This window comes from Dongia sp., from assembly GCF_041905885.1.
GTDB lineage: Bacteria > Pseudomonadota > Alphaproteobacteria > Dongiales > Dongiaceae > Dongia.
Genome location: NZ_JAYRKD010000049.1, coordinates 1 through 20242 on the forward strand (window position 1 = coordinate 1; position 20242 = coordinate 20242).

The following is a 20242-nucleotide window of genomic DNA, read 5'->3' on the forward strand; positions in this document are numbered from 1 at the left end:
ACATCGGCGCTGCGAGACACCGTCAAGGATCTCGTGCGGGATGGCCTGGCCATGATCCAGGGTGGCTATAGGCAGCTTCTGCGTCATCGCCGCCGATCCTAGCGAATTTCACATTTCCGGGAGGGGGGGGAATCTAGTCCCCCTACCTTAGCCCTCCCTCCCGCCGGGGCTTCTTCGCCACCGTGGCCTTCGTCATCCGCTGATGCCCAGCGGCCCCAACGAACCCACGGAGGCCACATCCATGCGACCCGATCTCGCCGTTCTCCCGCCACGGTTTCTGCGAACCAAGGAAGCCGCCGAGTTCCTCAGCCTTTCGGCCCGCACCCTCGAGAAGCACCGCACCTACGGAACCGGCCCTGCCTATCGCAAGCTCGGCGGCCGCGTCGTCTACGCGGTCGACGACCTTCAGGCCTGGGCCGAACGCGGCGCCGTCACCTCGACCTCCGATCCGCGCGGCGCGGTGCTGCCTGCCAAGCGGCAGGAACCGACCTCGCTGGTCCACGCCGGCCGCTACGCCCGCTGAGCGTCCGGCCATGACGTTTCACCATCACGATAGCGAGCGCGCTCAGCTCGATCTGTTCCGGACACTGCCCGGCGATCTCGCGCCGCGCGACGCCCAGGACCTCATGGCCTATCCCTTCTTCTCGCTCGCCAAGTCGAAGCGCCTGGCGCCGATCGACTTCAAGGCAGGATCGGTCGTGATCCGCGTCGAGGCCGTGCCCGAGCACGGCATGGCGACGATTTGGGACGCCGATGTGCTGATCTGGGCGGCCTCGCAGATTGTCGAAGCCCGCGATCTGGGGCTGCGGCCATCCCGCCTGATGGCGACGACGCCCTACGAGATCCTCACCTTCATCGGTCGCGGTGTCAGCCTGCGTGACTACGACCGTCTCAAGGCCGCGCTCGACCGCCTGCAGTCGACCACTGTGGCAACCTCGATCCGCCAGCCGACCGAGCGGCGCATGCACCGCTTCTCCTGGATCAACGAGTGGAAGGAAAAGGCCGATCATCGCGGTCGGCCATTGGGCCTCGAACTGATCCTCCCCGACTGGTTCTACGCCGCCGTCCTCGATGATGCGCTCGTGCTGACCATCGACCAGGCATATTTCGACCTCACTGGCGGGCTCGAACGCTGGCTCTACCGGCTCGTGCGCAAACATGGTGGCCGCCAGGAATATGGCTGGAGCTTCGATCTCCTCCACCTGCACGCCAAGTCAGGTTCGCTCTCGCCCCTCAAGCACTTCGCCTACGACCTGCGCGACATCGTCCGGCGGCAGCCGCTGCCCGGCTATCGGCTCGTGATCGAGCAGCCGTCAGGTCTTCCCGAACGCCTTTCCTTCGCTCCGACCGACCCGGCCCCCTTCGGCGTGCCGCGGCTTCGCCGTCGCCGTGCAACCGCTCGCCCTGGGGATAAGCTGTGAATAGTCTCGTGCTATCAGGGACCGCGCCTATCGTGCCATCGGGGACCAGATCCTCGTGCTATCGGGGACCGGAATCGTCGATTCCTCGCCTTGAATCAAAAGCTTGCGGCGCCCGTAACTTATCTAACCAGAATTCCTATGGAATTCTTCTAACGCACTCCGCCGTTTCTACGATTGCGGATAACCGCTCGCCGACGATCGGGAGCGCGTCATGATCGTCGCGCTCCTCAACCAGAAGGGCGGCGTCGGCAAGACGACGCTGGCGCTAAACCTTGCAGGCGAATGGGCTCGGCAGGGAAAGCGCGTCACCCTGATCGATGCGGATCCGCAAGGCTCGGCGCTGGACTGGTCGCAACAACGCAGCCGCGAGGGCTTGGCCCGCGCGTTCGGCGTCGTCGGCCTGGCACGCGATACGCTGCATCGGGAAGCTCCAGAACTGGCCCGCGATGTCGATCATGTCGTCATCGACGGCCCGCCCCGCGTCGCCGCGCTGATGCGCTCAGCGCTGCTCGCCGCAGATCTCGTGCTGATCCCGGTGCAGCCGTCGCCGCTCGACGGCTGGGCCTCGGCCGAAATGCTGGCGCTCGTCACCGATGCGCGCATCTACCGGCCCGAACTCGCTGCGCGGTTCGTGCTCAACCGTTGCGGCGCCCGAACCGTCCTCGCCCGCGAGACGGCCGAGACGCTGGCCGACCACGATCCACCCGTACTCGCCAGCACGATCGGTCAGCGCATCGCCTTTGCGGCGGCTGCGCAGTCGGGCCGCCTGGTCTCGGAACTCGACGACAACACACCCGCCACGCGCGAGATCGCGGCACTGGCCGACGAGATCGACCGGCTCGGTATCGGAAGGGCTGCACGATGAGCGAGCGCCCAACCCGTCGCGGCTTCGCTTCCCGGCCTGCCGATCCAGAACACTGGATCAAGGCGGCCGATGCGCCACCACGCGACAGCGACGCGGGCGGCTTCACCGCGCGGCTCACCATCGACGTGACCCCGGAATTGCGCGGCCGGATCAAGATCATCGCGTTCCGGCGCGGGCAGACCGTCGCCGACATGCTGCGCGACCTGCTCGCGCGCGAATATCCCCCAACCTCCGAAGGAGACCCATCATGACCAGCGCCGCGGTTCCCTCCGCGCGCGGCGGCCCGGTGCCGCGCGTGCATTCCGCCGACAGCCTTACCCATGTCGAGCTGACCCATATCGAAAAGCGGATCGAGAACTGGATCAGGTTCGGCCGCGAGGCGAGCGAACAGGTGCTCGACCGCCGCCGTCGCATCTTTTCCTACCGGCCCGGCAGCGTCTTCGCCTTCGTGCGGTGGGCGGCCAACGACTTCGGCACGATCATTTCGCGCATTGACATCGTGCGCGCCGTCGAACCGGGCGAACCTTACCAGACGCTACCTTTCGTGCGGCCTGGCGGCGACATCCTGCTCAAGATCGAGGGCTGGCCGAAAGTCGAACAGGTGCTCCGCCACATCGATGCGGTGGAAGCCGCCGGCATCGACGCCTGCGACGTTGCGCCCGATCACTGGCGGCACGTCGCCAACCGGATGAGCGCTGGCCACGCGCCGCGGGCCTACACGATGGATCGACATCAGGCGTGGCTCAAGCGGCGGGAGATCGAACAATGACCCGCTTCGGCTACGTCATGGTGACGTATTTCTCGGTGATGGGTGTGGCGCTGGCCTCGTTCATTCCGACGCCGCTCCGCCTCGTCTGGAATGCCTCGGCCAGCGTGCCGATCGGCCTCTATGACCTCGACCCGCCGCGCAATCTGGCGGTCGGCGATCTTGTCGCGGTCATGCCGGACAAGCCGCTCGCCGACTTCATGGTCGAGCGCGGCTATATCGGCCGCGGCGTGCCGCTGATGAAGCGCGTGATGGGACTTCACGGCCAACAGGTCTGCCGCACCGGCAACACCATCACGGTCGATGCCGTGTCGCTCGGCGATGCGCTCGACCGAGACCGGCATGGCCGCGAACTGCCCGTCTGGCAGGGCTGCCGTCGCATCGCGGACGGCGACATCTTCCTCATGAACCCCGACGTCCGCGACAGCCTGGACGGCCGCTACTTCGGCCCGATCCCGGCGCGCGCCGTCATCGGCAAGGCAACGCCGCTCTACACCGACGAGGACGGCGACGGCCGCTTTGTCTGGCGCGCGGCGACACGCTGACGACCGCCGCTTTCCATCCCCAACCCACGCAATGGAGGTTTCCCATGCCGCAGATCGGCAGCTTTACCCGCGAGCAATCCGGCTTCGTCGGGCGCATTCACACCGTCACTATCACTCAAGAAATCACCCTTGTTCCGACTGAACCGACCGACGCTGAAAACGCGCCGGACTACCGCATCCATCTCGCTCATGGCGCGGGTGCGGAGACCGGCCCGGAAGTCGGAGCTGCCTGGAAACGCACAGGAGAACGCGCGGGCGAATACGTCGCGCTCACGATCGACGATCCGGCCTTGCCGCAACCGATCCGCGCCAACCTGTTCCGCGACGACAACGCTGGCAGCACATGGTCGCTGCACTGGAGCCGCCCGCAGACACGCAGCGGGAAGGACTGACGCATGGGTCGCTCGGTCCTCCTTCTCCTTTCCGGCCTGGCCTTCGCCGCCGCGCCGATGGAGTCCGCACTGGCGCAGGCGGAGCCGGTGCAGCGTCCGGTTCCCGGCGATCCCTATGCCGCCTATGTCGCGGAGGCCTCGCAGCGCTTCGGCGTGCCCGTGGCATGGATCAGGGCCGTCATGCGCGCTGAAAGCGCCGGCGATCGTCAAGCGATCTCCTCGGCGGGCGCAATGGGTCTGATGCAGATCATGCCCGCCACCTGGACGGAACTGCGCGTCCGATATCGGCTCGGCAGCAATCCCTATGACTCGCGCGACAACATCCTCGCGGGCACGGCTTACCTGCGCGAACTGTACGACCGCTACGGCTCACCCGGATTTCTCGCTGCGTACAATGCCGGCCCCGGCCGCTATGAAGCCTCGCTTTCCGGCCGCTCGCTGCCCGCGGAAACCCGCGCCTATGTCGCTGCCCTCGCGCCGGTCATCGATGGCGGCGAGATCGCCAGTCCGGTCATGATTGCCGCTGTTGACGCACTCGCCTGGACCCGCGCGCCGCTGTTCATCGCGCAACGGATAAGCACCGCCGCTGCCGATCCCGTGCCGGCGGAGCGTCGGTCGAACGACGCACCGGCCGCAACTGCCGTGCGCGATGTCTCCGCCATCGCGCCGCAGTCCGGCGGCCTGTTCGTGACACGCTCTGCGGAAAGGCCGGCCCCATGACTGCATTGCCTCCCATTCGTATCCTGTCGGACTCTGGCGCAGCATGGAGGGCGCAGGAGTGGGGACCAGGCAACACGACCGAAGGAGGGCAGGATAAAAGAGCGCACATTGCGCGTCGGTCGGTTGGTTGTTTTTGCAGGATTTTCTTGAGCTTTCCGCACCTTGCGGCCTTTTGCGGCAATGTGCGCCACCGGTCCAGACCTCTGTATCGCAAAGAACTTTCGCACATTGCGGGGCAGCGCCATGTCCGATGAGCGCGAGTTCCGCGTCCGGCCCGGCCGCATCCGCTCCTCCGGTGCGCAGCGGGCCAAGCCGTTCATCGCGCAGGTGCTGGCGGCGGCGAAGAAGGCTGGCGGCGGCGTATCACGCTCAGGCCGCATCGTGCCCGGCAACCGCTCGCGCTTCGGGCACGGCCAGCGCGCCAGCATCCAGGCGTACCGCCTCATCACTTCGCGCTCGCGCGGTGCCGTCATCAAGGCGCGCGTCGTGCGCCATTCGGCCCGCACCGCACCGCTTGGACAGCACCTCAACTATCTGCGCCGCGAGGGCGTGACCCGCGACGGGGAAAAGGCCCGCCTGTTCGGGCCGGGAAGCGAAAACGCGGATGCAGGCGCCTTCGCCGAGCGGTGCCAGGACGACCGGCATCATTTCCGCTTCATCGTCTCGCCCGATGACGCGCTGGAGATGGCCGATCTCAAATCCTTCACCCGCGATCTCGTCGGGCAGATGGAGAAGGATCTCGGCACCCAGCTCGACTGGGTGGCTGTCGATCACTGGAACACGGAGCATCCGCATATCCATCTGATCGTGCGCGGGGTACGCGACGACGGCCAGGATCTCGTGATCGCACGCGATTACATCAAGGAGGGCATGCGCGACCGGGCGCGGGATCTCATCACCCAAGAGCTGGGGCCGCGCACCGATCTCGACATCCGCCGCACGATCGAGCGCCAGATCGAAACGGAACGCTGGACGCAGCTCGACCGCCAGCTTGTTCGGGACGGGCGCGATACAGGGATCATCGACCTCGCTCCGATTCCAGGCCAGCAGCCCGACGAGTTCCATGCCCTGAAGGTTGGGCGACTGCGCAAGCTGGAATCGCTCGGCCTCGCCGGCCAGGTCGGCAACGCGCAATGGTTCATCAGGTCCGAAGCCGAGGCGACGCTGCGCGAGCTGGGTGAGCGCGGCGATATCATCAAGCGGATGCACAAGGCGCTGACGGAGCGCGGCATCGAGCGTGGTTCCACCAGCTATGTCCTGGCGGCCGAAAGCCTCGATCTGCCCGTCGTCGGACGGCTGATCGAACGCGGTCTCGATGACGAGCTGAACGGCACGGCCTACGCCGTGGTGGATGGTGTGGACGGACGCACCCACCATATCAAGCTGCCCGATCTCGACGCAGCCGGCGACAGCGCGCCGGGCTCGATCGTCGAGCTCAGAAAGTTCGATGACGCGCGTGGCCAGCGCCGCGTCGCGCTCGCCGTGCGCTCCGATCTCGACGTTGATGCTCAGGTCACGGCGACAGGCGCCACCTGGCTTGATCGGCAGAACATTGCACGCGAGCCGGTCGCTCTCTCCGAAAGCGGCTTCGGCGCCGAGGTGCGGCAAGCCATGTCCGCCCGCGCTGAGCATCTGGTCGAACAGGGTCTGGCCGAGCGCCAGGGCCAGCGCATCAGCTTCGGCCGCAACCTGATCGACACGTTGCGCCGCCGGGAACTGGAGGCGGTTGGCGACAAGCTCGCCACCGAGACCGGCCAGCCCTTTAACCGGTCAGGCAGCGGCGAATATGTCGCCGGCACCTATCGTCAGCGCCTCACGCTCGCCTCCGGCCGCTTCGCCATGATCGACGACGGGCTCGGTTTCCAACTCGTGCCCTGGACGCCCTCGCTCGAAAAGCAGCTCGGCCGCCATGTCTCCGGCGTCGCCCGCGACGACGGCGGCATCGACTGGAGTTTTGGCCGCAAACGGGGGCTCGGCCTCTAACCCTTAATTCCCAAGAAAGGACCGTCGCCATGTCGGCCACCAAAATCCTCTGGGGTCAGATCCTCACCGTCTTTCTGATCGTTCTCGCCACCACCTGGGGCGCCACCGAATATGTCGCGTGGAAGCTGGGCTTCCAGACGCAGCTCGGACCGCCGTGGTTCACGGTCTTCGGTTTCCCCTTCTACCTGCCGCCCGCCTTCTTCTGGTGGTGGTATTTCTACGATGCATACGCACCCGATATCTTCACCCAGGGCGCATTCATCGCTGCATCGGGCGGCTTCATCGCCGTGGCCGTCGCCATCGGCATGTCGGTCTGGCGGGCGCGTGAAGCCAAGAAGGTCGAAACCTACGGCTCCGCCCGTTGGGCCGAGACGGAAGAGGTCAAGACCGCGGGGCTTCTCGGCCCGGATGGCGTGGTGCTCGGCAAACTCGATCGCGACTATCTCCGGCATGACGGGCCGGAGCATGTGCTGTGCTTTGCGCCGACACGATCCGGCAAGGGTGTCGGCCTGGTCGTGCCGTCGCTGCTGACCTGGCCGGGCTCGGCCATCGTTCACGACATCAAGGGTGAAAACTGGCAGCTCACCGCGGGCTTCCGCGCCCGGCACGGCCGCGTGCTGCTGTTCGATCCGACCAACGTGAAGTCCTCTGCCTACAATCCGTTGCTCGAAGTGCGGCGCGGCGAATGGGAAGTGCGCGACGTCCAAAACATCGCCGACATCCTGGTCGATCCGGAAGGTTCGCTGGAGAAGCGAAACCATTGGGAGAAGACCAGCCATGCCCTGCTGGTCGGCGCTATCCTTCATGTCCTCTATGCCGAAGAGGACAAGACGCTCGCCGGTGTCGCCGCCTTCCTCTCCGATCCGAAGCGTCTGATCGAGTCGACGCTCGCCGCGATGATGAAAACCGCGCATCTTGCCGAAGCCGGGCCGCATCCCGTCATCGCCAGCGCCGCGCGCGAGCTGCTGAACAAATCCGACAACGAGCGGTCGGGTGTGCTCTCCACCGCGATGTCGTTCCTCGGCCTCTACCGTGATCCCGTCGTTGCCGAAGTAACGCGGCGCTGCGACTGGCGCATCACCGACATCGTTACGGCCAAACATCCGACGACGCTCTACCTCGTCGTGCCGCCATCCGACATCAACCGCACCAAGCCGCTGATCCGCTTAATCCTCAATCAGGTCGGCCGCCGCTTGACCGAGGATCTGCAGGCCAAAGCCGGACGGCACAGGCTGCTCCTCATGTTGGACGAGTTCCCGGCCCTGGGGCGACTGGACTTCTTCGAGTCGGCGCTGGCCTTCATGGCCGGCTATGGGTTGAAGAGTTTCCTGATCGCCCAGTCACTGAACCAGATCGAGAAGGCCTACGGGGCGAACAACTCCATCCTCGACAACTGCCATGTCCGCGTGAGCTTCGCGACCAACGACGAGCGCACAGCCAAGCGCGTATCGGACGCACTCGGCACCGCGACCGAGATGAAGGCGATGAAGAACTATGCTGGCCATCGGCTCTCGCCCTGGCTCGGGCATTTGATGGTGTCACGCTCGGAGACGGCGCGGCCCCTGCTGACCTCCGGCGAAATCATGCAGCTTCCGCCGAGCGACGAGATCGTCATGGTCGCGGGCACACCGCCGATCCGGGCGAAGAAGGCGCGCTATTACGAGGACAACAGGTTCAAGGAGCGCATCCTGCCGCCTCCTGTCCTCTCCACACCGAAGCAGGGGCGCCCCGACGATTGGACCTCGCTGCCGCTTCCGCCGCGACCCCAGCTCGCCGAGGCGAAACCGGTCGAGGCCGTCCAGGATGAAGACCCGACCGAATCCGAACGGCGCCATCAACCGGAGCTCAATCGGGTGCAGTCGGTCGAGAAGACGCCACCCATCGAAAACGAGTTCGAGATCGATGCTGATCGCGATGACGAGATGGAGGACGCCGCCACCCGTAACAGGCGGATGACCGGGATCATGCAGGGCGTAGCGCGACAGGTCTCACTCGATCCGAACGACGGCATGGAGCTGTGACTATCATGGAGACCCGTAAGAAGAAGGCCCAGATCTCGGTCTATCTCGATCCAGCGATCATGACGATGCTTGCGGACCATGCCGCGCGCCGGGACCAGTCGCAGTCTATGATCGCCGAGGCCGCGATCGCGTCCTTCCTGTCACCGGATGCCGCTGAGCGCCGGGAAGCAGTGATTGCCAAGCGTCTCGATCAACTCGACCGGCGCATGACCCGGCTCGAACGCGATAGCGGCATCGCGGTGGAAAGCCTGGCCGTGTTTATCAAGTTCTGGCTCGCGACCACGCCTGCGCTGCCCGAGCCTGCCGCGCAGGCAGCACGCGCCAAGGCCGGCGAGCGATACGACCAGTTCGTCACTGCGCTCGGTCGGCGTCTCGCCAAAGGGCCGAAGCTTCGCCAGGAAATTAGCGAGGATATCAGTGTTGCCGGTGGTGATGGCTAGGTGATCAGGCCGTAGCTTGTGGCCGCTCGAAATCAGGCATGCGATGCCAGTCCGGTACTAGCCTTGATTTTGCGCGCAGCGGTTTCGTAGTCGTCACCGTGATGTAGCCCATAGGGTGCGGCAAAACCTGCGTGAGCGCTGAGCACAATCTTCTTGTCCAATACCTGGGCATTCTTAATGAGATATTCGATCCCGATACCGTTGCTGGCCAGCGTGAAACGGCACTCGCCCCGCAGCGGCGCACGCGCGTGGCAATCTATTGTCCTGCATCCTTTCGGGATGGCGCTGAGCTTCGAACATATGGCAAGGCCCGCAAAATCGCCTCGGAAAGCAGCCGAAGCTGGCGCCGACAACATCATCGCCAGTGTCACTGCCCACACGATCCGTAAAATTTGCACATTTTGCTCCGAGCAGCCGGGACCAACGGCGCCTCCGACCTTCCCCGCATGATAGGAAGCAGCACTGCGGCAAGCCAACAGCCGCAAAGTACCGGTACGTTGGCATGGATGTTCCTGTCGGATCGTCAACGCTAGGTTCCCGGCGTCAATGTCGTGGACAGAGCCGGACGATCATTTCGGCACTGCGAAGTGAGCCAATGATTGCCGATGACCATCCAGAACGCTTGGAAAAGCTTACTCGCCTTCGCGAAGCGGGGGTGCTGAATGACGCCGAGTTCGAGCGCAGGAAGGCGCTGTTGCGCCAGCAAGATCACATTTCGAGCGATGCTGTGAGTGAAACTCGTGCGCATACACCGGCTTTGGATACCACCATCCGCAGGCACCGCTGGCTGTTCAGGGTGCTGATTATTCCAGTCGCCGGGGCGCTGGGCCTGTGTCTCGCCACGCCGGCGGCAGCGATCGATTGCACCAAGGCCGGCAACGCGGTCGAAAAACGGATCTGCGCTAGCGGGGAGTTGAAGCAGGCGGATGCATCCCTAAACCGCGCTTATGCGGCCCTGCTTCGCGCCGCGCCCGATGCGGAAATCCGGGCGATGATCGTCACAAGCCAGCGCCGCTGGATTAAGGCGCGCGATCACGATCTGGAGAGCAATTTAGAAGGACAACCGCTCTCCATCGCCATAGTGCGCGATGCGATCGGCAGCAGGGCTGCGGATCTTCGCGACCGATCGAAAACCGGCCTGATCGCACAGGCGCTGGCGCAGCGCCGCTACCTCGGCCAATTCCCCCGGGGCGCATTTTCCGGCTTTGCGAGCGACTGCGGCTTTTTTCCCGCCGACAGAAACCAGGAAAGCTTTACCTATAGCTGCATGGGCATGGTCAGCGTCCAGAATGGCGACCGGCTATGCGCCATGAGCGAAGATTGGGCGACCTATGCGATTTATACCCATTATGGCATGAGCCGTATCGCAGCGGGCAGGGCCAGCCCCGCCGCTTATTGCGATCCGCAAAGCGCAACAGGATGCGGCGACGGCGAAAGCGGCTGGCAAGCAGTCGGCGCGGAGTTGCCCAAAAACTTCCCGGTGCTGGGGAACGGGGTGGACAAGCTCGATGCCGAAAATGGCTTGCTGCTCGATGACGACAACAGGGCGTGGTTCACATCCTGCCTGACCAAACCGGGCTTCCCGCATTTGGGCCAGTGATAAGAACGGCCACAATGATCTTTCCGTCAGACGGCGGCATCTTTTGCGGGATGCCCGACAATCCGGGATTTTGAATGTCTCCTACGGTGATTTTCGGATCACAGAACTCTGCAATCTACGACATCTCCTGTATTTGCGCGCTACACTACTACGCCTCTGAATTCTTGTTGAACTGGCCTCAAACAGGGCTCTTTTAATCATCCCCGTCCGGGGACCGTCTGATGTCTCCCCGGCGGACACGGGGATCAGATGGCCACTTCACATCAAAATTCGGAAAGTTCGGCACGAGGAGCGCGGATGCTGCGCACCGCACTCGGCCCAGCCATTGCCCGATTTCTCGAAGACGCCTCCGTCGTTGAGGTAATGCTGAACCCGGACGGGCGCATCTGGATCGATCGTCTCTCCGAAGGGCTGTCCGACACAGGTGAGCGGCTATCACCGGCGGATGGCGAACGCATCGTGCGTCTAGTCGCGCACCATGTCGGCGCGGAAGTTCACGCTGGCGTTCCGCGTGTCTCGGCCGAACTGCCGGAAACGGGGGAACGGTTCGAGGGGCTGTTGCCGCCCGTGGTCGCGGCTCCCACCTTCGCAATCCGTAAGCCTGCCGTCGCCGTCTTCACGCTCGACGATTACGTCACGGCCGGCATCATGACCGCCGGACAGGCCGAAGCATTGCGGCAGGGCGTCGCCACACGCGCCAACATCCTCGTCGCCGGCGGCACTTCCACCGGCAAGACGACACTGACCAACGCACTGCTGGCAGAGGTCGCAAAGACATCCGATCGCGTCGTCATCATCGAAGATACGCGTGAACTGCAATGCGCCGCGCCGAACCTCGTCGCTATGCGAACGAAGGACGGCGTTGCCTCGCTCTCCGATCTCGTTCGCTCGTCGCTCCGCTTGCGCCCCGACCGCATCCCGGTCGGTGAGGTGCGCGGCTCGGAAGCGCTCGACCTGCTCAAAGCCTGGGGCACCGGCCATCCCGGCGGCGTCGGCACCATCCACGCCGGCAGCGCCATCGGTGCGCTACGACGGATGGAACAGCTTATCCAGGAAGCCGTCGTCACCGTCCCCCGCGCGCTGATCGCCGAGACGATCGACCTTGTGGCAGTCCTCTCCGGCCGCGGCTCCGCGCGTCGACTTTCCGAACTCGCCCGTGTCGAGGGCCTCGGCCCTGGCGGCGACTACCGCGTCGCGCCAGCCGTCAGCTCCCCGGTTCTTGGGGGCGACGGCGGTGCGGCCCCCACTAACCACATCCTCATCCCCAGCCCCGAAGGAGAAAACCCGTGACCCAACGCCTGCGCCTTGTGTGCCAACGCCTCTCAATGACCGTCTCCATCGCCACGCTTTCCGTGGTCATGGCTGCGCCCGCCCATGCCTCCGGCTCGTCCATGCCGTGGGAAGCGCCGCTGCAATCCATCCTTCAGTCGATCGAAGGCCCAGTCGCCAAGATTATCGCCGTGATCGTCATCATCTCGACCGGCCTGGCGCTGGCTTTCGGTGACACATCCGGCGGCTTCCGCCGGCTGATCCAGATCGTGTTCGGCCTGTCGATCGCGTTTGCCGCTAGCTCATTCTTCCTCAGCTTCTTCAGCTTCGGCGGCGGGGCGCTCGTCTGATGGCGGGCGCTGTCGATCAGGGTGGCGAGGTTCCGGGCTTCACCGTTCCGGTCCACCGGGCACTGACCGAGCCGATCCTGCTCGGCGGTGCCCCGCGCGCCATCGCGATCATGAACGGCACTTTGGCAGGCGCGATCGGTCTTGGCCTGCGGCTCTGGCTGATCGGCCTCGCCATCTGGACGATCGGGCATTTCGCGGCGGCGTGGGCGGCCAAGCGCGATCCGCTCTTCGTCGAGGTCGGTCGCCGCCATTTGCGCATTCCTGCGCACCTCACGGTCTGAAGGAACGCGCCGCGATGATGAACCTCGCCGAATATCGCAACCGCAACAGCCGGCTCGCCGACTTCCTGCCCTGGGCCGCACTGGTCGGCCACGGCATCGTCCTCAACAAGGACGGCAGCTTCCAGCGCACCGCGAGGTTCCGGGGACCGGACCTCGACAGCGCCGTACCCGCCGAGTTGGTTGCCGTCGCCGGCCGCCTCAACAACGCTTTCCGCCGTCTCGGCTCCGGCTGGGCGATCTTCGTGGAGGCGCAACGCCACGCCGCCGCGACCTATCCGATCAGCACCTTTCCCGATGCCGCCTCGGCGCTGGTCGATGCCGAGCGCAAGGCCGATTTCGAGGAAGCTGGCGCGCACTTTGAATCCAGCTATTTCCTGACGTTCGCCTATCTGCCACCGGCCGAGGACGCTGCCCGCGCAGAAACCTGGCTCTACGAAGGCCGCGAGAAGACCGGCATCGACCCCAACGAGGTATTGACGGGCTTCGCCGACCGCACCGACCGGCTGCTACGGCTGATCGAAGCCTTCATGCCGGAATGCCGCTGGCTGGATGATGCCGAGACGCTGACCTATCTGCACGGCTGCGTCTCCACGCACCGCCATCGCGTCCGCGTCCCCGAGACGCCAATGTATCTCGACGCTCTGCTCGCTGACCAGCCACTGACTGGCGGGCTGGAGCCGAAATTGGGCACGTCGCATCTGCGCGTCCTCACCATCACCGGCTTTCCGACCGCGACGACGCCGGGCTTGCTCGACGAACTGAACCGGCTGGCCTTTCCCTATCGCTGGTCCACTCGCGCGATCCTGCTCGACAAGACCGACGCCACGAAGCTGCTGACCAAGATCCGCCGCCAGTGGTTCGCCAAGCGCAAGTCGATCGCCTCGATCCTGAAGGAGGTGATGACCAACGAGGCCTCCGCTCTTGTCGATACCGATGCGTCGAACAAGGCGGCGGATGCCGACCTCGCGCTTCAGGAACTTGGTGCCGACTATGCCGGCATCGCCTATGTCACCGCGACGGTGACGATGTGGGACGCCGACCGCCAAGTCGCCGACGAGAAACTGCGACTGGTCGAGAAGGTCATCCAGGGCCGCGACTTCACCGCGATGGCGGAAACCATCAACGCCGTGGATGCCTGGCTCGGGTCGTTGCCCGGCCACGTTTACGCGAACGTGCGACAGCCGCCGATCTCCACGCTCAATCTCGCCCACATGATCCCGCTCTCGGCGGTGTGGGCGGGGCCGGAACGGGACGAGCATTTTGCAGCGCCCCCACTGCTCTTCGGCAAGACCGAAGGCTCGACCCCGTTCCGGTTTTCCCTCCATGTCGGTGATGTCGGGCATACGCTCGTCGTCGGGCCGACCGGCGCCGGCAAGTCCGTGCTGCTGGCGCTGATGGCTTTGCAGTTCCGGCGCTACCGGCAAGCCCAAGTCTTCGCCTTCGACTTCGGCGGCTCGATCCGCGCCGCCGCGCTCGCCATGCACGGCGACTGGCACGATCTCGGCGGCGGCCTGACGGACGGCTCGGAGACCTCGGTTTCGCTCCAGCCGCTGGCGCGCATCGAGGAAACGGCCGAGCGGGCATGGGCTGCCGACTGGATCGTCGCGATCCTGATCCGCGAGGGCGTCACCATCACGCCGGAGGTGAAGGAGCATATCTGGACGGCGCTGACCTCACTGGCCTCCGCGCCGATCGAGGAACGCACCATCACCGGCCTCTGCGTCCTGCTCCAGTCCAACGACCTCAAACAGGCGCTCCGCCCCTATTGCATCGGCGGCGCATGGGGCCGACTGCTCGATGCCGAGAGCGAGCATCTGGGTACGGCCACCGTTCAGGCGTTCGAGACCGAAGGACTGATCGGCACGGACGCGGCGCCCGCCGTGCTCGCCTATCTCTTCCACCGGATCGAAGACCGGCTCGACGGCTCACCGACCCTCATTATCGTCGATGAAGGCTGGCTGGCGCTGGACGACGAGGGTTTTGCCGGCCAGCTCCGTGAATGGCTGAAGACGCTCAGGAAGAAGAACGCCTCCGTCATCTTCGCCACGCAGTCGCTTTCCGACATCGACGGTTCGGCCATCGCCCCCGCCATCATCGAGAGCTGCCAGACCCGGCTTCTGCTTCCGAACGAACGGGCGATCGAGCCGCAGATCACGGCCATCTATCGCCGCTTCGGCCTCAACGATCGGCAGATCGAGATCCTCGCGCGGGCCATGCCGAAGCGCGACTATTACTGCCAGTCCAGGCGCGGCAACCGGCTGTTCGAGCTGGGCCTATCGGAGGTGGCGCTGGCGCTCTGCGCCGCATCGTCCAAGACCGATCAGGCGGCGATCGCCCGCATTACTGCCGAGCACGGCCTGGACAGCTTCCTTGACGCCTGGCTGCGCCATCGCGGCGTCGATTGGGCGGCCGACCTCATTCCCAACCTCATCAACCTGGAGAAACTGCTATGAAACTGCGCCGCTCCCTTGGCGCGCGGCTTGCTGCCGCGCTGCTCACCGCGCCCGTCGTTCTCGCGCCCATGCTGGCGACGCCCGCGCACGCCATCATCGTTTACGACCCAACCAACTATGCGCAAAACGTGCTTCAGGCCGCCCGCGCACTCCAGCAAATCACCAATCAGATCACCTCGCTTCAGAACGAAGCGCAGATGCTCATCAACCAGGCCCGTAATCTCGCGAGCTTGCCATATTCCTCGCTGCAACAGCTCCAACAGTCCGTGCAGCGCACGCAGCAGCTTCTGAGCCAGGCCCAGAACATCGCCTACGATGTCCAGCAAATCGACCAGGCATTCCAGCAGAAATACGGGAGCGTCTCGCTCTCCGCCTCGGATGCGCAACTCGTGGCCGACGCCAAATCGCGCTGGCAGAACACGGTCGGCGGCCTGCAGGACGCCATGAAGGTGCAGGCTGGTGTCGTCGGCAATATCGACACCAACCGCGCCCAGATGTCCGCGCTTGTCGGCCAGAGCCAAGGCGCCACCGGCGCGCTTCAGGCAACCCAGGCCGGCAACCAGCTCCTCGCCCTTCAGGCCCAGCAGCTCGCCGATCTTACTGCAGTCGTCGCGGCGAACGGTCGCGCACAGGCGCTGCAATCGGCCGAGCAGGCGGCGGCGGCCGAACAGGGCCGCGAACAGCGTCGCCGTTTCCTGACGCCGGGCACGGGCTACCAGCCGGGTAACGCCCGGATGTTCCCCGGCAGCAACTGAACGGGGAGATCGCCATGGACGGCAAGATCCTCGCCCGGCTCAGCGCCGTCGTCTTCGTCGGCGTCGCCATCACCGCCACGGTCATAGAACTGACCCGCAAGCCCGAGGAGCCGCAGGTCCGCACGCTCGTCCACGAGCGCGACGACACCGATGCGCTTCGCCAGGTCCTGCGCCGGTGCCGCGACATGGGCGAAGCGGCGACCCGCGATCCCACCTGCCTCGATGTCTGGGCCAAGGCCCGCGACCGATTTCTGGGTCAAGGCCCGAAGCCTTCCCAACCGCGCGGGACGATGACGTTGGCGCCGGTGACGCTCTTCCCAACCGACGATCCGGCCATCAAGGAAAGTGCGCCCGCAGCCGAGGACGCCGCTCCGGTCGCGCAGCCCGAACCTGTCCGGCCGGGAGCGCACTGATATGGGCGGGACCGGCGTCATCGACCATTTCCTCGAGGTCTTCACCCGCTACATCGACGGCGGCTTCGGCCTGCTCGGCGGCGAGGTCGCCTTCATCGCCACCACGCTGATCGTCATCGACGTGGTGTTGGCAGCACTCTTCTGGTCGTGGGGCGCCGATGAGGACATCATCGCCCGGTTGGTCAAGAAGACGCTGTTCGTCGGTGTCTTCGCCTACATCATCGGCAACTGGAACAATCTCGCCCGGATCGTCTTCGAGAGTTTTGCCGGCCTCGGCCTGAAGGCATCCGGCACGGGCTTTACCGTCACCGATCTTCTTCGCCCCGGCAAGTTGGCGCAGACCGGCCTCGATGCCGGCCGCCCGCTGCTCGACTCGATCTCGAACCTGATGGGCTATTGGTCCTTCTTCGAGAACTTCATCCAGATCGCCTGCATGCTATTTGCCTGGATGCTGGTGCTGCTCGCCTTCTTCGTCCTCGCCGTCCAGCTCTTCGTGACGCTCATCGAGTTCAAGCTGACGACGCTCGCAGGCTTCGTGCTGATCCCTTTCGGCCTGTTCGGCAAATCCGCCTTCATGGCCGAACGCGTGCTCGGCAACGTGATTTCCTCCGGCATCAAGGTGCTGGTGCTCGCCGTCATCATCGGCATCGGCTCGACGCTGTTCTCCGAGTTCACCGCGGGCTTCGGCGGTGCGACCCCATCGATCGACGACGCCATGGCGATCGTGCTCGCCGCCCTGTCGCTGCTCGGCCTCGGCATCTTCGGTCCCGGCATCGCCAATGGTCTTGTCTCGGGCGGCCCGCAGCTTGGCGCTGGCGCCGCGGTCGGCACAGGCCTCGCCGCCGGCGGCGTGGTCGCAGCGGGTGCGGCCACGGTGGGCGCGATCGCATCAGGAAGCGCTGCCCTTGCTGGCGGCGCCGCTGCCGCTGCCCGTGGCGGGGCCGCGCTCGCCGGTGGTGCGTCCACCGCCTACAGTCTGGGTGCTGCCGGCCAATCCGGCGCATCGGCTGTGGCGTCGGGTCTCGGCAATGTCGCCAATGCCGGTGCGCAGGCCGCAGCCTCACCGTTGAAACGCGCGGCTTCCCAGGCCGCTGATGGCCTCAAGTCGAGCTACCAGTCCGGCGCACGTGCTGCGTTTGAAGTGACCGGCGGATCATCCACTGCGGGCACCATCGGCAGTGGTTCGCAGGACGCCGAAGCAGAAGCGCCTCCGGCCGCTGCCACATCCACCTCTTCCGCCACCGACGGCCCGCCCGCCTGGGCGAAGCGCATGAAGCGCTCGCAGCAGATGTCGCACGGCGTCCAGGCTGCGGCTCACGCGGTCAAGTCGGGCGACAGCCATGGCGGCGGCTCTTCCATCAACCTCTCCGAAAGCGACTGACCATGTTCAAACGACCCGCCACCCATTACGGCAAATCACCGCAACCCGAGACCCCCTACCAACGCGCCGCCCAGGTCTGGGACGATCGCATCGGCTCAGCCCGCGTGCAGGCCCGCAACTGGCGCTTCATGGCCTTCGGGTCGCTGGCGCTCTCGGCCGGATTGTCGGCCGCACTGGTCTGGCAGTCGATGAGTGGCTCGATCGTGCCTTGGGTGGTGCAGGTCGACAAGCTCGGCCAGGCGCAGGCGGTCGCCGCCGCTGTCGCCGACTACCGTCCGACCGATCCGCAGATCGCGTTTCATCTCGCCCGCTTCATTGAAGAGGTCCGGTCGATCCCGGCCGACGCGATCATCGTCCGGCAAAATTGGCTTCGGGCCTACGACTTCACTACGCAGGCAGGCGCACTCGCGCTCAACGATTACGCCCGCGCCAACGACCCCTTCACCAAAGTCGGCAAGCAGCAGATCGCCATCGAAGTCTCCAGCGTGATCCGCGCCTCGCCGGACTCGTTCCGCGTCGCCTGGATCGAGCGCCGCTATCAGGACGGGTCGCTCGCCTCGACCGAACGGTGGTCCGCCATCCTCACCGTCGCCGTGCAGATACCACGCGACCCCGAAAAACTCCGGGCCAATCCGCTCGGCATCTACGTCAACGCCATCAACTGGTCGAAGGAGCTTGGACAATGACACCGACCTTCCGCGCCGCCGGGAGGCCGGCTTTCCGTGAATCCGCTTTCTCGGCTCTCCTTGTTTGCACCTCGGCGCTTGCCGGTTGCGCCACGATGCAGAAGCCCCCGGAAATCTCCTATGACGATGCCGCGCCTGCCGTGCAGGCGGTCGATCCCCCCGCACCCGTCACGGTGGTCGAACTGCCAAAGCCGCTGCCGCTTCCCGGCCAGATGAAGCCGGTCGAAGCCTCGCGCCGGACGCCAGAGCCGACCGATCCCGCCGCGCGCGTCAATCAGGCCAACGCAGCGGCCCGCATCCAGCCCGTCCGCGACGGCTTCATCAACTCCATGCAAGTCTATCCCTTCACGCAGGGCGCACTCTATCAGGTCTATACCGCCATCGGGCAGATCACCGACATCGCGCTGCAGCCCGGCGAAACCCTCGTTGGCTCCGGCCCGGTCGCCGCCGGCGATACCGTGCGTTGGATCATCGGCGACACCGAGAGCGGCACGGGCGCGACCAAGCAGATCCACATCCTGGTGAAGCCCACGCGCGCCGAACTGATGACCAACCTCGTCATCAACACCAACCTGCGCACCTACCACATGGAGCTGCGCTCGACCGAGAAGACCTACATGGCTTCGGTCTCCTGGCAGTATCCGCAGGACCAGCTCATTGCGCTACGCCGCCAGAATGCGGAGGCCGAGGCCGCACAGCCGGTCGCCAGTGGCGTCGATCTCTCCCGCGTCAATTTCCGCTACGAGGTGACGGGCGATCGCGCGCCGTGGCGGCCGCTACGCGCCTTCGACGACGGCAAGCAGGTGTTCATCGAATTCCCGCGCGGCATCGGCCAGGGCGAGATGCCGCCGCTCTTCGTTGTCGGCCCTGAGGGCGACACGTCCGAGCTGGTGAACTACCGGGTGCGCGGCAACTACATGATCATCGATCGGCTGTTCGCCGCCGCCGAGCTACGCTTCGGCGCGGACAAGAACCAGAAGCGCGTGCGTATCTCCCGGACTGACGGGAGGCCCGCGTCGTGAGCGAGATCGATCCCGAGAAGGAGGAAGGCCGCAAGTCCGGGCTGGAACCCCAGCCGGAGGCCGACGATGATGCCCGGCCGCTGACTGGAGAACCGGCCGCGCCCATGCGGCTGCGTCCCGAGCCGCCGCGTGTCACCCGCCTGTCGCGCAAAGTGCTGGCCGGTCTCGGCCTGGTCGCCGGTGTTGGTATCGGCGGCGCGCTGATCTATGCGCTTCAGGTCCAGCATGGCGGCCGGTCGAACGAGGAGCTGTATTCGACCGACAACCGGACGACACCCGATGGCCTCAACACCCTGCCGAAGGACTATACCGGCCCGGTGCTCGGCCCACCGCTGCCGGGCGATCTCGGCCGCCCTATACTCGACGCGCAGAACCGCGGCCAGCCTGTGACGCCGTCACGGATCGGCACCCCCGCCGTGCAACCCGGTCTCAGCGCCGAGGAGCAGCGCCGCTTGCAGGAGTTGGAGGCAGCGAGGACCGCGCGCCTCTTCACCTCTACCGAAACGCGCAACGTGGCATCGACTGCGACCACGACAGCGAATGCCACGACGCCCTTGCCGGATCTGACCGATCTCGGCCTCGCGCCGCAGCCAGCGACGCCCTCGGCGCAGGACCGGCAACTCGCCTTCCTCAACCAGACGCCCGACAAACGCACCGTCTCAACCGATCGCGTCGCCGCTCCGGCATCGGCGAACATCCTTCAAGCCGGCGCGGTGATTTCCGCCGCGCTCATCACCGGCATTCGTTCCGACCTGCCCGGCCAGATCACGGCGCAGGTGACGGAGAACATCTATGACAGCCCGACCGGGCACATCCTCCTCATCCCGCAGGGCACACGCGTCATCGGTCAGTATGACAACGGCGTCGGCTTCGGCCAGC

23 protein-coding genes and 1 pseudogene are annotated in these 20242 nt (G+C 65.6%); 23 read left to right on the top strand and 1 reads right to left on the bottom strand.

The annotated features are described in order from the left end of the window. Positions 1–9 precede the first annotated feature (9 nt). The 12 genes from ACH2CY_RS27795 (at position 10) to ACH2CY_RS27850 (ending at position 9153) form a co-directional block, all read left to right on the top strand. Entirely contained in the window at positions 10–102 is a 93-nt protein-coding gene (locus ACH2CY_RS27795) for a DNA -binding domain-containing protein (protein ID WP_395023291.1), read from the top strand. Positions 103–241: 139 nt separating this feature from the next. Further along, a complete protein-coding gene (locus ACH2CY_RS27800; protein ID WP_395023266.1) occupies positions 242–523 on the top strand; it encodes a helix-turn-helix transcriptional regulator in 282 nt (93 codons plus the stop codon). A gap of 10 nt (positions 524–533) precedes the next feature. Next, the gene (locus ACH2CY_RS27805; protein ID WP_395023268.1) at positions 534–1421 is read left to right on the top strand and encodes a replication initiator protein A; all 888 of its coding nucleotides are present in this window, start codon (positions 534–536) and stop codon (positions 1419–1421) included. Between the two features lie 211 nt (positions 1422–1632). After that, on the top strand, positions 1633–2286 hold the full coding sequence (gene parA, locus ACH2CY_RS27810) for a ParA family partition ATPase (protein ID WP_395023270.1): 654 nt from the start codon (positions 1633–1635) through the stop codon (positions 2284–2286). After that, entirely contained in the window at positions 2283–2537 is a 255-nt protein-coding gene (locus tag ACH2CY_RS27815; protein ID WP_395023272.1) for a hypothetical protein, read from the top strand. The genes parA and ACH2CY_RS27815 overlap by 4 nt, the downstream gene beginning before the upstream one ends. Continuing rightward, complete coding sequence (locus ACH2CY_RS27820; protein ID WP_395023273.1) at positions 2534–3055, top strand: DUF2840 domain-containing protein; 522 nt, start codon at positions 2534–2536, stop codon at positions 3053–3055. Before ACH2CY_RS27815 ends, ACH2CY_RS27820 begins: the two co-directional genes overlap by 4 nt. After that, positions 3052–3597: a S26 family signal peptidase gene (locus ACH2CY_RS27825; protein WP_395023274.1), complete on the top strand. Its 546-nt coding sequence runs from the start codon at positions 3052–3054 to the stop codon at positions 3595–3597. Before ACH2CY_RS27820 ends, ACH2CY_RS27825 begins: the two co-directional genes overlap by 4 nt. A gap of 44 nt (positions 3598–3641) precedes the next feature. Then, on the top strand, positions 3642–3989 hold the full coding sequence (locus tag ACH2CY_RS27830; RefSeq protein WP_395023275.1) for a DUF736 domain-containing protein: 348 nt from the start codon (positions 3642–3644) through the stop codon (positions 3987–3989). 3 nt (positions 3990–3992) lie between these two features. Beyond that, positions 3993–4709: a lytic transglycosylase domain-containing protein gene (locus ACH2CY_RS27835; RefSeq protein ID WP_395023276.1), complete on the top strand. Its 717-nt coding sequence runs from the start codon at positions 3993–3995 to the stop codon at positions 4707–4709. Between the two features lie 243 nt (positions 4710–4952). Next, positions 4953–6692 carry a relaxase/mobilization nuclease domain-containing protein gene (locus ACH2CY_RS27840; protein ID WP_395023277.1) on the top strand — a complete coding sequence of 580 codons (1740 nt, stop codon included), beginning with the start codon at positions 4953–4955 and terminating at the stop codon, positions 6690–6692. Positions 6693–6721: 29 nt separating this feature from the next. Beyond that, positions 6722–8713: a conjugal transfer protein TraG gene (locus ACH2CY_RS27845; RefSeq protein WP_395023279.1), complete on the top strand. Its 1992-nt coding sequence runs from the start codon at positions 6722–6724 to the stop codon at positions 8711–8713. A gap of 5 nt (positions 8714–8718) precedes the next feature. Further along, positions 8719–9153, top strand: coding sequence for a CopG family transcriptional regulator (locus ACH2CY_RS27850; protein WP_395023280.1), 435 nt, complete (start codon positions 8719–8721; stop codon positions 9151–9153). Positions 9154–9185: 32 nt separating this feature from the next. On the opposite strand, the gene ACH2CY_RS27855 is transcribed toward ACH2CY_RS27850, so the two are convergent. Continuing rightward, positions 9186–9680 carry a hypothetical protein gene (locus ACH2CY_RS27855; protein ID WP_395023281.1) on the bottom strand — a complete coding sequence of 165 codons (495 nt, stop codon included), beginning with the start codon at positions 9678–9680 and terminating at the stop codon, positions 9186–9188. A 68-nt stretch (positions 9681–9748) separates the two neighbouring features. Here ACH2CY_RS27855 and ACH2CY_RS27860 point away from each other — a divergent pair, with 68 nt between their 5' ends. From ACH2CY_RS27860 to ACH2CY_RS27910, 11 genes and pseudogenes are all read left to right on the top strand, one after another. After that, positions 9749–10753, top strand: coding sequence for a lysozyme inhibitor LprI family protein (locus ACH2CY_RS27860; protein WP_395023283.1), 1005 nt, complete (start codon positions 9749–9751; stop codon positions 10751–10753). 249 nt (positions 10754–11002) lie between these two features. Continuing rightward, positions 11003–12043: a P-type conjugative transfer ATPase TrbB gene (gene trbB / locus ACH2CY_RS27865; protein ID WP_395023284.1), complete on the top strand. Its 1041-nt coding sequence runs from the start codon at positions 11003–11005 to the stop codon at positions 12041–12043. 35 nt (positions 12044–12078) lie between these two features. After that, positions 12079–12327: pseudogene (locus tag ACH2CY_RS27870) on the top strand (TrbC/VirB2 family protein); the annotation flags it as partial. Positions 12328–12371: 44 nt separating this feature from the next. After that, the gene (locus tag ACH2CY_RS27875) at positions 12372–12653 is read left to right on the top strand and encodes a VirB3 family type IV secretion system protein (RefSeq protein ID WP_395023285.1); all 282 of its coding nucleotides are present in this window, start codon (positions 12372–12374) and stop codon (positions 12651–12653) included. Between the two features lie 14 nt (positions 12654–12667). Beyond that, entirely contained in the window at positions 12668–15106 is a 2439-nt protein-coding gene (gene trbE, locus ACH2CY_RS27880) for a conjugal transfer protein TrbE (RefSeq protein WP_395023286.1), read from the top strand. After that, on the top strand, positions 15103–15861 hold the full coding sequence (gene trbJ / locus ACH2CY_RS27885; protein WP_395023287.1) for a P-type conjugative transfer protein TrbJ: 759 nt from the start codon (positions 15103–15105) through the stop codon (positions 15859–15861). Before trbE ends, trbJ begins: the two co-directional genes overlap by 4 nt. A 14-nt stretch (positions 15862–15875) precedes the next feature. After that, positions 15876–16274 carry a putative entry exclusion protein TrbK-alt gene (trbK-alt, locus tag ACH2CY_RS27890; RefSeq protein ID WP_395023288.1) on the top strand — a complete coding sequence of 133 codons (399 nt, stop codon included), beginning with the start codon at positions 15876–15878 and terminating at the stop codon, positions 16272–16274. A gap of 1 nt (position 16275) precedes the next feature. Continuing rightward, positions 16276–17655 (top strand): P-type conjugative transfer protein TrbL, encoded by a 1380-nt coding sequence (trbL, locus tag ACH2CY_RS27895; protein ID WP_395023289.1) that lies wholly within the window; start codon positions 16276–16278, stop codon positions 17653–17655. A gap of 2 nt (positions 17656–17657) precedes the next feature. Then, on the top strand, positions 17658–18341 hold the full coding sequence (trbF, locus tag ACH2CY_RS27900; RefSeq protein ID WP_097543863.1) for a conjugal transfer protein TrbF: 684 nt from the start codon (positions 17658–17660) through the stop codon (positions 18339–18341). Next, positions 18338–19363 (top strand): P-type conjugative transfer protein TrbG, encoded by a 1026-nt coding sequence (gene trbG, locus ACH2CY_RS27905; RefSeq protein ID WP_395023290.1) that lies wholly within the window; start codon positions 18338–18340, stop codon positions 19361–19363. The genes trbF and trbG overlap by 4 nt, the downstream gene beginning before the upstream one ends. A 104-nt stretch (positions 19364–19467) precedes the next feature. Continuing rightward, positions 19468–20242, top strand: a 775-nt coding sequence (locus ACH2CY_RS27910; RefSeq protein ID WP_395023292.1) for a TrbI/VirB10 family protein, incomplete at its 3' end; no start/stop codon positions are given.

Coding starts and splice junctions, on each gene's coding strand:
- ACH2CY_RS27800 (WP_395023266.1), top strand. CDS start 242: ATGCGACCCGATCTCGCCGTTCTCCCGCCACGGTTTCTGCGAACCAAG.
- ACH2CY_RS27805 (WP_395023268.1), top strand. CDS start 534: ATGACGTTTCACCATCACGATAGCGAGCGCGCTCAGCTCGATCTGTTC.
- parA (WP_395023270.1), top strand. CDS start 1,633: ATGATCGTCGCGCTCCTCAACCAGAAGGGCGGCGTCGGCAAGACGACG.
- ACH2CY_RS27815 (WP_395023272.1), top strand. CDS start 2,283: ATGAGCGAGCGCCCAACCCGTCGCGGCTTCGCTTCCCGGCCTGCCGAT.
- ACH2CY_RS27820 (WP_395023273.1), top strand. CDS start 2,534: ATGACCAGCGCCGCGGTTCCCTCCGCGCGCGGCGGCCCGGTGCCGCGC.
- ACH2CY_RS27825 (WP_395023274.1), top strand. CDS start 3,052: ATGACCCGCTTCGGCTACGTCATGGTGACGTATTTCTCGGTGATGGGT.
- ACH2CY_RS27830 (WP_395023275.1), top strand. CDS start 3,642: ATGCCGCAGATCGGCAGCTTTACCCGCGAGCAATCCGGCTTCGTCGGG.
- ACH2CY_RS27835 (WP_395023276.1), top strand. CDS start 3,993: ATGGGTCGCTCGGTCCTCCTTCTCCTTTCCGGCCTGGCCTTCGCCGCC.
- ACH2CY_RS27840 (WP_395023277.1), top strand. CDS start 4,953: ATGTCCGATGAGCGCGAGTTCCGCGTCCGGCCCGGCCGCATCCGCTCC.
- ACH2CY_RS27845 (WP_395023279.1), top strand. CDS start 6,722: ATGTCGGCCACCAAAATCCTCTGGGGTCAGATCCTCACCGTCTTTCTG.
- ACH2CY_RS27850 (WP_395023280.1), top strand. CDS start 8,719: ATGGAGACCCGTAAGAAGAAGGCCCAGATCTCGGTCTATCTCGATCCA.
- ACH2CY_RS27860 (WP_395023283.1), top strand. CDS start 9,749: ATGATTGCCGATGACCATCCAGAACGCTTGGAAAAGCTTACTCGCCTT.
- trbB (WP_395023284.1), top strand. CDS start 11,003: ATGGCCACTTCACATCAAAATTCGGAAAGTTCGGCACGAGGAGCGCGG.
- ACH2CY_RS27875 (WP_395023285.1), top strand. CDS start 12,372: ATGGCGGGCGCTGTCGATCAGGGTGGCGAGGTTCCGGGCTTCACCGTT.
- trbE (WP_395023286.1), top strand. CDS start 12,668: ATGATGAACCTCGCCGAATATCGCAACCGCAACAGCCGGCTCGCCGAC.
- trbJ (WP_395023287.1), top strand. CDS start 15,103: ATGAAACTGCGCCGCTCCCTTGGCGCGCGGCTTGCTGCCGCGCTGCTC.
- trbK-alt (WP_395023288.1), top strand. CDS start 15,876: ATGGACGGCAAGATCCTCGCCCGGCTCAGCGCCGTCGTCTTCGTCGGC.
- trbL (WP_395023289.1), top strand. CDS start 16,276: ATGGGCGGGACCGGCGTCATCGACCATTTCCTCGAGGTCTTCACCCGC.
- trbF (WP_097543863.1), top strand. CDS start 17,658: ATGTTCAAACGACCCGCCACCCATTACGGCAAATCACCGCAACCCGAG.
- trbG (WP_395023290.1), top strand. CDS start 18,338: ATGACACCGACCTTCCGCGCCGCCGGGAGGCCGGCTTTCCGTGAATCC.